At 43.9% G+C, this 9,863-nt stretch carries 9 protein-coding genes; all 9 read left to right on the top strand.

The genetic code is table 11. The features are described 5' to 3' along the window. Nucleotides 1-2,329 (top strand): FtsX-like permease family protein (locus E1163_RS22280; protein ID WP_155174681.1); only part of this gene is annotated, 2,329 nt, incomplete at its 5' end. Nucleotides 2,330-2,346: 17 nt separating this feature from the next. Beyond that, complete coding sequence (locus E1163_RS22275; RefSeq protein ID WP_155174680.1) at nucleotides 2,347-4,710, top strand: ABC transporter permease; 2,364 nt, start codon at nucleotides 2,347-2,349, stop codon at nucleotides 4,708-4,710. A 27-nt stretch (nucleotides 4,711-4,737) separates the two neighbouring features. Then, nucleotides 4,738-5,022, top strand: a complete 285-nt coding sequence (locus E1163_RS22270) for a hypothetical protein (protein WP_221418066.1) — start codon at nucleotides 4,738-4,740, stop codon at nucleotides 5,020-5,022. A gap of 14 nt (nucleotides 5,023-5,036) precedes the next feature. Continuing rightward, entirely contained in the window at nucleotides 5,037-5,618 is a 582-nt protein-coding gene (locus E1163_RS22265; RefSeq protein WP_155174679.1) for a Crp/Fnr family transcriptional regulator, read from the top strand. Nucleotides 5,619-5,675: 57 nt separating this feature from the next. Further along, complete coding sequence (locus E1163_RS22260) at nucleotides 5,676-6,425, top strand: MBL fold metallo-hydrolase (RefSeq protein WP_155174678.1); 750 nt, start codon at nucleotides 5,676-5,678, stop codon at nucleotides 6,423-6,425. Beyond that, complete coding sequence (locus E1163_RS22255) at nucleotides 6,409-6,654, top strand: VF530 family protein (RefSeq protein WP_155174677.1); 246 nt, start codon at nucleotides 6,409-6,411, stop codon at nucleotides 6,652-6,654. The genes E1163_RS22260 and E1163_RS22255 overlap by 17 nt, the downstream gene beginning before the upstream one ends. 113 nt (nucleotides 6,655-6,767) lie before the next feature. Further along, nucleotides 6,768-7,910, top strand: a complete 1,143-nt coding sequence (locus tag E1163_RS22250) for a DEAD/DEAH box helicase (protein WP_155174676.1) — start codon at nucleotides 6,768-6,770, stop codon at nucleotides 7,908-7,910. A gap of 19 nt (nucleotides 7,911-7,929) precedes the next feature. Further along, a complete protein-coding gene (locus E1163_RS22245; protein ID WP_155174675.1) occupies nucleotides 7,930-8,361 on the top strand; it encodes a GNAT family N-acetyltransferase in 432 nt (143 codons plus the stop codon). A gap of 193 nt (nucleotides 8,362-8,554) precedes the next feature. Continuing rightward, nucleotides 8,555-9,862, top strand: coding sequence for an ATP-binding protein (locus tag E1163_RS22240; RefSeq protein WP_155174674.1), 1,308 nt, complete (start codon nucleotides 8,555-8,557; stop codon nucleotides 9,860-9,862). Nucleotide 9,863: the final 1 nt, after the last annotated feature.

Genomic DNA, 9,863 nt, shown 5'->3' with positions numbered 1-9,863 from the left:
CAATGTCTTTGGTTTGTCGTTGGGTATTACCTGTAGCCTGGTATTGTTCCTGTTGGCTACTTTTCTGCTGAGTTATGACCGGTACCATGAGAACTTCGACCGGATTTACCGGATCGTGCATTCGGAAAATGACCAGCAAGGGAACCGGGTTTATAACAACGGTGTGCCTTCGCCGATGGCTGATGCTGTGAGGGAAGAGGTGCCTGGTATTGAAAAGCTGGCCTTTGTTTCAAATAAGTATAGTAATACACTCGTATCTATAGAAGATAAAGAAGCCAGTGGAGGCAGGCAGTATTTTGAAGAGCGGGAAGGAGTAGCATATATAGAAGAAACTTTTTTTGACCTGTTCACCCGCCCCATCATCAAAGGGAACAGAGCAGGTTTTGGCCAGCCCGGAAAGGTGATCCTGTCAGAAAAACTGGCGGATAAGTACTTTGGCTCAACCGATATTGTGGGCAAAGAGATTGTGCTGAACAAGGAGCAGGTACTGGAAGTAACTGGAGTAATGGAAGATGTACCCCGTAACAGCGATTTCCCATTTGAGATGTTTATCTCTTACTCCACTATTAAAAAAGGCTACGAAGAACATGGCTGGGGAAGCGTCAGCAGCGATGACCAGATCTATTTACTCATCAACGAATCAGTAAAACCAGAAACCATTAATGAAAGCCTGGTAGCATTCAAGGAAAAACAATTTCCTAATGACGATCAGGACCGCTCCTATTTTCTGCAGCCCCTTAAAGACCTGCACTTTGATACGAGGTTTAGTAATTACCGTTATGCCACGGTTAGCGATGGCAATATTATCACCATGGTGTTGGTAGGCTTCTTTATCCTGGTTACGGCCTGTATCAACTTTATTAACCTGTCCACCGCCGTGGCAGTAAAACGTTCCAAAGAAGTAGGAGTGAGGAAGGTACTGGGCAGCACCAGAAAGGAATTGGTCAAACAGTTTATGGGCGAGACCTTCTTTATTGTTTTACTCTCCATCATCGTTTCCCTGGGCCTGGCAGAGCTGTTGCTTATCTACATCAACCCATTTCTGGATATCGACCTAAGCATCAATTGGTTTACAGATGGTAAGATTGAGCTATTCATCTTGAGTACACTCATCATGGTTACATTCATTGCCGGGCTTTATCCATCCTTTGTAATGGCGAGAATGAAGCCCGCCGTAATTATTAAAAATCAGCTTTCAAATGTCAAAACCTCAGGGATCTCGCTGCGCAAAGTTCTTGTCGGTCTTCAGTTTGTGATCACACCATTCTTCATCATTGGTACGTTGGTTTTGGTCGCTCAGATGAAATTCATCAAAGAGTCAGACCTTGGGTTTAAAATGGATGCCGTCATTGCTATTGATATACCGGAGAGCAAAGACCTGCAAAAGAAGACGTTGAAAAACAGCATAGAGAGAATTACCGGAGTTCAGCAGGTGAGCCTTGCCAGCAGAACGCCACTTTCAGGCTCCATTTCGGTCACGGATATAAAGCTGGAAAATGACCCGCGGGAATATTATTGTGATATAAAATGGGCCGATGAAAATTATATTCCTATTTACGATATTGAACTCAAAGCAGGAGAAGGACTGAAAGCGGTTGATACTTTGACGCGGGTGGTGGTCAATGAGGAGTTTCTCAAAGTGGCGGGAATAAGTGATCCCGGGGAGGTATTGGGCAGAATGGTACAGATCTGGGGTAGTGACGTTCCAATAACCGGGGTAGTTAAGAACTTTTATTCCAGAAACCTGCGCATGAAGATAGAGCCTGTAATGCTCGTCAATGGCACTGGTAATGCCCGGACACTTTCCGTAAAGCTGAGTGGGCAAAATTTTAATGCTCAACTTGATGACATCAAAGAAGCCTGGCAGCAGGTGTACCCGGAATACACCTTTGAATATGAATTTGTAGACGAGGTAGTCGCCGCTATGTATGAGTCGGAAGAAGAGATGGCCGTCATTTTCACCTTCTTTTCTTCAGTCGCCATTTTTATAGGCTGTCTGGGCTTGTTTGGCCTGGTTTCTTACACCACCAATCAGAAGGTGAAAGAGATCGGCATCCGCAAAGCGCTGGGCGCATCCGTTCAGAACATTCTTGGCCTGGTGTCGAGAGAATTTATGGCACCCGTGCTGGTCGGGTTTGTAATAGCAGCACCACTAGGCTGGTACCTGATGAACGAGTGGCTCCAAAACTACCAATACAAAATCAGCCTTGGATTGGACGTTTTTGCCATTGCACTCGCCGTCACCATTGTAATAGCTATGGTCACCACGGGCTATAAGTCATTGCAGGCCGCAAGGTCTAACCCGGTGGATAGTTTAAGGGATGATTAAACTAAAATGTTAAAACCATGATACGTAATTTTATTAAAATAGCTATCCGTAATATTCTGAGGGACAGGTACTACACTGCCATTAATGTTTTTGGGCTTGGAGTAGGGCTGGCCTGTGCCATGGTTGTCATTCTTTTTGTTCGCCACGAATTCAACTATGAAAAATCTTTCTCTGACAGTGAAAAGATCTACCGCTTGAGTACTAAATTTTTCGGTATTGGTGATTTTGCAGGAGCTTCGCCGGTACTGGCCTCTGAACTAAAAGAAAAACCTTGGGTGGAGGAGGCCACACGCGTGGTGGTTATGGGGCCGGCTACGGCGAAGTATAACCAGACGCAAGTCCATATCGGACGGATCGCAATGGCTGATTCTTCGTTTTTTAAGGTGTTTAACTATCCTTTTGTAGAGGGACATTCAAGGCATGTTCTGAATAAGCCAAACACGCTCGTGATCTCTAAAGCGGTGGCCGCAAAGATTTTTGGCGATCAGCCGGCACTGGGAAAAGTACTCACCTTAGATGGGCAGCCTGATAACTTCGAGATAGTTGGGGTATTTGACGATTCCGGTATGCTGACCCATTTGAAAAATGATATCTACATGTCGCACAATGTAGTTGACTATGATAACCCCTGGTGGAGCGTAGGGCCGCTGACTTATGTCAAACTGGGTAAGCAGCTTTCCAAAATAGAAGTAGAGCAGCATATGAAAGACTTTACGGAAAAATCAATTTTCCCCAAAGTAGTTTCTAATACCGATACAAAATTTGAGAATTGGTACACCGGTGAAAGAGGCTATGGGTTTTATGTTTATCCCTTAAAGGATATATATTTTGACGCCAAACTGAAATTTGAGCCCTTTGCCGGAGGTAATTTAGATAACATCATCATTTTTTCAGTGATAGGTTTGATGATCGTGGCTATAGCCAGCATTAATTACATTAATCTTGCCACTGCCCAAGGTATGCGAAGGGCCACTGAGGTTGGGATAAGGAAAACGTTAGGTTCAGGCAGAATAGAGTTGGTGGCACAATTTCTTACCGAGTCTGTGCTCATAGTTTTTATAGCAGGGATACTGGCTATGGGGTTGACAGAGCTACTCATTATAGTGGGTAGTAATTTGGCCGGCTCTCAATTGGGTATAGGTGTTTTCCTCGAGAAGGAAAATATCATCATCCTATCGCTCTTCATTGTATTGGTCGGCGTGTTTTCAGCTATCTATCCTGCATTATATCTCAGCAGGTTTTCTCCGGGTAGGGTGCTTAAAGGAAACTATGTTTCAGGTAAGCCAGGTATTTTAAGGAACCTGCTGGTTGTGGGGCAGTTTACCATTAGCATGGCCCTGGTCGTTTGCTCTCTGGTCATTTACCAGCAACTCAATTTTATGAAGCAAAAGGATTTAGGCTTTGATCAGGAAAACAGCCTTATCATCAAGAACCTGGATAACATAAGTACGCCTGACGAACTGAGAGGAGAGCTACTCAATTTAAGTAGTGTGGAGGCAGTTAGTATTACTGACCGCACACCCGGGGATCAGAATACCGGTGTTTACTCCATTACAGAGGCTGGGGTCACTTATAACTTTGAGCATATGGCTACCGATGCTGATCTGGTGCCAATATTGAACCTCATGATGATAGAAGGAAGAAACTTTGACCGGCAGCGCATAGCAGATACAGCATCAGTGATACTCAACCAAAAGGCAGTTGAGCTGCTTGGATATGATGATCCGGTGGGTAAAATCTTTGATGAAAAGTACACCATCATTGGTGTCGTTAGTGACTTCCACTTTAAGTCATTGAAAAGTCAGATAGAGCCGCTGATCATATTTAACAGACATACATCTGAGGGTGTAATGCTGGTAAAGCTGGGGCAGGAGGCAGATGTTCAGCGGTTATTGAAAAGTATTGGAGGGCTATGGTCTAAGCACAACCCCGAGGCCACTTTTGATTATTCATTTTTAGATGAAAACTATGCTAGAATGGCTGAAAAAGAAGAAAATATAGCCAAAGCCATCAGCCTGCTTACCGGTGTGGCCATTATTATTTCATTGCTGGGGCTAGCGGGTCTGTGTTCGTACACAGTAGAGCGTAAAACCAAAGAAATAGGAATAAGAAAAGTGCTGGGAGCAAGCTGGCAAAATATAATCATGCTGTTGGGCAGCCAGTTTACGAGATTGATCCTGCTGGCCTTTGTTATTTCTGTCCCCGTTGCCTGGTATTTTTCCGATCTGTGGCTGGCCAATTTTGCCTATCGTATAAACCCCGGAGCAGAGGTATATATTATTGGAGCTATTCTGGCCATCATACCTACGTGGCTGCTGATCAGTTTTCAATCCCTTGGAGCGGCAAAAGCTAATCCTGTGGATAGCTTGAGGGATGATTAGGTCAACTTGCAGGTCTGGCTAACCTGTATGAAGAAGATTACTATCTTTGTTTTGAAAAGAGGTAAGCAAGAATTGCCTTTGCAAGGCCTTTCTCTATCGAAGTCTTCAAAATATATGAAAGTAAAACATATAATAGCCATTTTCCTTTTAGGTATTACCATCATGGTAGTGGGTGCGCTTTTAAAGATATTGCATTTGCCTGGTGCGAATATCACGATTGGTGTAGCATCAGTATTGAAGACAATGGCGGGTTTGTTGGCCATATGGAAAGTGTATACCACTGAGAAATTCAGGGATTTTTTGAATAGCTGAGATTGAAGCTTTGTATGGAGCAGTACCACAAAACATTAATAAATATAGTAGAAAGCAGAGTGCCTGTTTCTCCGGAAGAACAAGAACTCTTAACTGCCTCATTCCATCCCAAAAGCAGCAAGAAAAATGAGTTCCTGCTTAAATCCGGTCAAAAGCCACAGCAACTATATTTTATTGTTTCCGGCTATGTCAGGTGCTTTTATGTCGATGATGAGGGCAATGAAATAACCACCGATATATTGTCGGCCCGTGAGCTGGTAACATCTTTTGAGAGCTTTCTTAAAGACATACCTTCTTCTTATAGCATCCAGTGCATTTCCGATTGTGAGCTGCTGTTCATATCAAAGCAGGATTATCAGGCACTCTATCAAAAAGTGGAGGGCTGGCCGGTATTCTGTCAGGGTGTTTATGAGAGCCATATCCTGAAGATGACATCGCGGATCAATGCCTTACAGACCCTTTCTGCGTCAGACCGTTATGAAAAATTGCTTAACAAACAGCCCGAAATAGCCCTTCACACACCGGTCAAGCATTTGGCTTCCTACCTCGGCATCAAACCACAATCCCTCAGCAGGATCAGGAAAGACATTAAGTAACAAATGTGATTTTTTGCCGGTCGGGTGACTCATAATTTTGAATAAAAATTCGAAACTATGAGCAAAATAATCCCAATTTCTATCTGGCCAGGAGGTTTGATCAACTGCTTTCTCATCAAAGGAACTCAAAAGCACATACTGGTAGATACAGGCATCCCCAACAGCGAAGGCAGGATACTCAGGCAGTTGAAGCGGCATAACATTGATGCCGGCAATATTGACCTGATTGTGGTTACCCATGGCCACATAGACCATTTTGGAAGTGCGGCTAAATTGAAAGACATATTCGGAGCATCCATACTGGCCCATAAAGCTGATGAGGAGGCTTACCAATCCGGGTACGCAGACATTTCAACGATGAAAGTAAACAAACCTCAATGGAAACTATTTCGCGCTTTGGTTAAAGATCAGCGGGCAAAACGCTTTGAACCGGATATTTTAATGGAGGAAGGAACGGGCTATGACCTGACTCCATGGGGAACGAACGGCAAGGTGATCCATACTCCCGGCCATACCCCCGGCTCTTTATCTGTAATACTTGACAACGGCGAAGCTATCATTGTGGATATGATGGCATCAGGGATACTGCTTGGAGGTGTTATGTTTCGCTCAAGGATCAAACACCCGCCCTTTCATGATGATCTGATCGAATTAAAGTCTAGTTTTGAAAAAGTGCTGGCGGCAAAAGGAGAGTTGTACTATCTTGGGCATGGAGGGCCGGTGAACAGAAAGCAGGTAATGGATTACTATAACAAATACCTGGGGACATCCCCGGATAAGATTTCAATAAATGTCAAAAACAAATAGCCCCGAAGAACAACCCAATAACCCTCTGCACGGAGTGAAGCTGGCTGATGTGCTGGAATTTCTCGTGGATAGATTGGGGTGGGCCGAAATGGGAGCTAAAATAAATATACGCTGCTTTAACAGCGATCCATCTGTAAAATCAAGCCTTAAATTTCTAAGAAAAACCCCCTGGGCAAGGGAAAAAGTGGAGCAGCTATATTTAAAAGAGGTCAGCAAACTCAGACGATAAGCCTGCACAGCAAGCGACTTCTGGTTGTACTTACAAATTAGCTTCTGCTTTCCCCAATTATTCTCAATATATTTGCATCTGAAATACATCCTCATTTTAATTAAAAATTTCTCATGTCATTTGATACGCTGGGGCTGGCTCCACCTTTACTTAATGCACTCGCCAGTCAAAAATATTTGAAGCCTTATCCCATCCAGGAGAAAGCTATACCTGCAGTTTTGCGAAGAAAAGACGTGCTCGGGATAGCCAAGACAGGTTCCGGAAAAACAGCCAGCTACGTGCTGCCCATACTTACCAACCTGGAAGGCCGGATAATGGACAAAAGCAGATATATCAGCGTATTGGTATTGGTGCCTACAAGGGAACTTGCCATACAGGTAAATGACGTTTTTCACGACTTTGGTTCAGTTCTTCCCGATCAGGTCAGGTCTATGGCAGTTTATGGGGGTGTTTCCATTAACCCACAAATGAAGTCGCTCTATGGTGTAAATGTACTTGTAGCCACACCCGGCAGGCTGCTGGAGCTGGTAGAGTCTAAAGCAGTGCAGTTATCGGCCATTGAAACTTTGGTGCTCGATGAAGCGGACAAAATGCTCAACCTGGGCTTTAAGGAGGAAATGAACCGGATTTTTGAACTTTTGCCGGCCAAAAGGCAAAACCTTTTATTCTCAGCCACATTAAGCAACGATGTAAAAGAGATCAATCAGCTTTTACTAAATGATCCTGAAGTGATCGAAGTCGAGGCTGTTGAGGAAAACATTGATCAAATCAGGCAACTGGCCTACTTTGTGCCCCAGGAGAAGAAAGGTCCTTTGCTGAGGTACTTGATCAAAGAAAATAACATCAGGCACGTACTTGTTTTTACTTCCACAGTTCAGAAAGCAGACAATGTAACCACTAAACTGCGCAAAAACGGTATAGATGCAGAAGCTATCCATAGTAAAAAAGGACAGAATGCCAGGATCGAGGCTTTGACTGATTTCAAAACCGGAAGACTCAGAGTGCTTGTAGCTACCGATCTGTTGGCAAGAGGTATAGATATAGAATTTTTACCTTACGTTATCAACTACGACCTGCCCCGGTCACCCAAAGACTATGTGCACAGAATAGGTAGAACCGGTAGGGCAGAGGCCACCGGAGATGCCATTTCATTCATCACCCCGGAAGACCAGCACCATTTTAAAGTCATTCAAAAGAAAATGGGCAAGGCCGTTACCATGATCGATAGCGATAATTTAGACCTGAAAGGATATTAGAAGCACTTACCTAAGCAAATTGGAACTCGTTTTTGAAAAAGCATTACCGTCAGATATCAATTACCTGCTTTGGTTAAGGGAGGAGACTATGGTGCCCCACTTAAAACAGGCAGGCTTTAAAGTAGACGAGGAAAATCATCAAAAAGCCCTTAGTTACAAATTCGAAGGAGCCAGGATCATATTTTATGGAAACGAGCGTGTGGGGTTGATCAAAACTTCATTCGGAGAGAATTACATAAAGATCATTCAATTTCAGATTGCCCCGGAACATCAGGGCAGAGGACTCGGCAGCAAAGTGATCAGTAAGCTTATAGTTGAGGCACCAGAACACATTGATTTTTTTATTTTAAGTGTTCTTAAAGAAAACAAAGCCAGAAAGCTCTATGAAAAATGTGGTTTTGTTGTTACCGGTGAAAATGACCACTCATTTGAAATGCGGCTGGATATTTAATTCGGAAAAATAACGCCATACCTTTCATGGAATTCGACCCAGCCTGATAGAAATTTTTAAGTAAAAACCTTTATTTTAGCGAGTTGTGATATTCAATTAAAAAGATGTTTCCCTTTCCCCATGTTGGGTTACAATAAGAGTTAAACCAATATTAGCGAATACCCGATGCGCTTCATTATAAAGCATTTATTAAATGGACGATAATTCAATAAACAACTTAAAGGAGGCCCTGAAATTTTCTCCTGACAACATACCCTTGAGGCAACACCTTGCCGATGTTCTACTTAAAGCCAACCGCCTCGATGAGGCCGAGGAAGAATACCTGCACTTACTTAAGCTTACCTCCGATAACAAGACCAAAGTAGGTCTTGCCCACGTGTTTTATCAGAAAGAAGCCTACTCCAAATGCATTGTTATTTTGGAAGAAGTGATAGAAGGCGGTTTTGAAGATTTCGATGCCCTGATCCTCTATGCAAGGGCATTGATGAGGGAGCAATCCATAGCCAGCGCTATAGACATATACCAGAGGGCTTTGGAGCTCAATCCGGCATTCAGGGATGAGGAGCTTGATCAGGAACTGAGGCAGGCCAATGTACCGGCAGAGGAAGCCCCGGCCGACTCTATTGAAAGCAGGTTTGTGCAAAAGCCATCGGTAAACTTCAACGATGTGGGAGGGATGGAAAATGTGAAGAAAGAGATTGAGCTAAAGATCATAAAACCACTGGCACACCCCGAGCTGTATAAGGCTTACGGCAAGAAAATAGGAGGAGGCATACTGCTGTACGGCCCTCCCGGGTGCGGCAAAACTTTCATTGCCAAAGCCACTGCCGGACAGGTAAATGCCCGCTTCATCAGTGTGGGACTAAACGACATCCTCGACATGTGGATTGGCAATAGCGAAAAAAATCTTCACCAGATCTTTGAAGTCGCCCGGCAAAATGCTCCATGCGTACTGTTTTTTGATGAAATAGATGCTTTGGGAGCCAGCCGCAGCGATATGAAACAATCCAGCGGACGACATTTGATCAACCAGTTTTTGCAGGAGCTTGATGGTATTGATAATAGCAATGATGGCGTACTGGTTTTAGGAGCTACCAACACCCCTTGGCACCTCGATGCGGCATTCAGAAGGCCGGGCAGGTTTGATCGGATCATTTTTGTGCCGCCACCGGATGCTACAGCCAGAGAGTCTATTTTTCAGTTGAAGCTAAAAGGCAAGCCTACGGAAGCGGTTGACTATAAATCACTTGCAAAGAAGCTTGAGAGCTATTCCGGAGCCGATATTGAAGCGGTAATTGATATTGCCATAGAAGAAAAGCTGGAGTCTTCATTTACTGATGGCATTCCGAAGCCCATCAAAACGGCAGACCTGGTCAATGCCAGCAAAAAACATAAAGCAAGTACCCAGGAGTGGTTTGCCACCGCCAAAAACTTTGCACTGTTTGCTAATGATGCGGGCTTGTACGACGATATACTTTCTTATTTGAAAATCAAGAAATAAC

This window comes from Fulvivirga kasyanovii (assembly GCF_009711405.1).
GTDB lineage: Bacteria > Bacteroidota > Bacteroidia > Cytophagales > Cyclobacteriaceae > Fulvivirga > Fulvivirga kasyanovii.
This window is presented reverse-complemented; position numbering and strand designations above follow the sequence as displayed.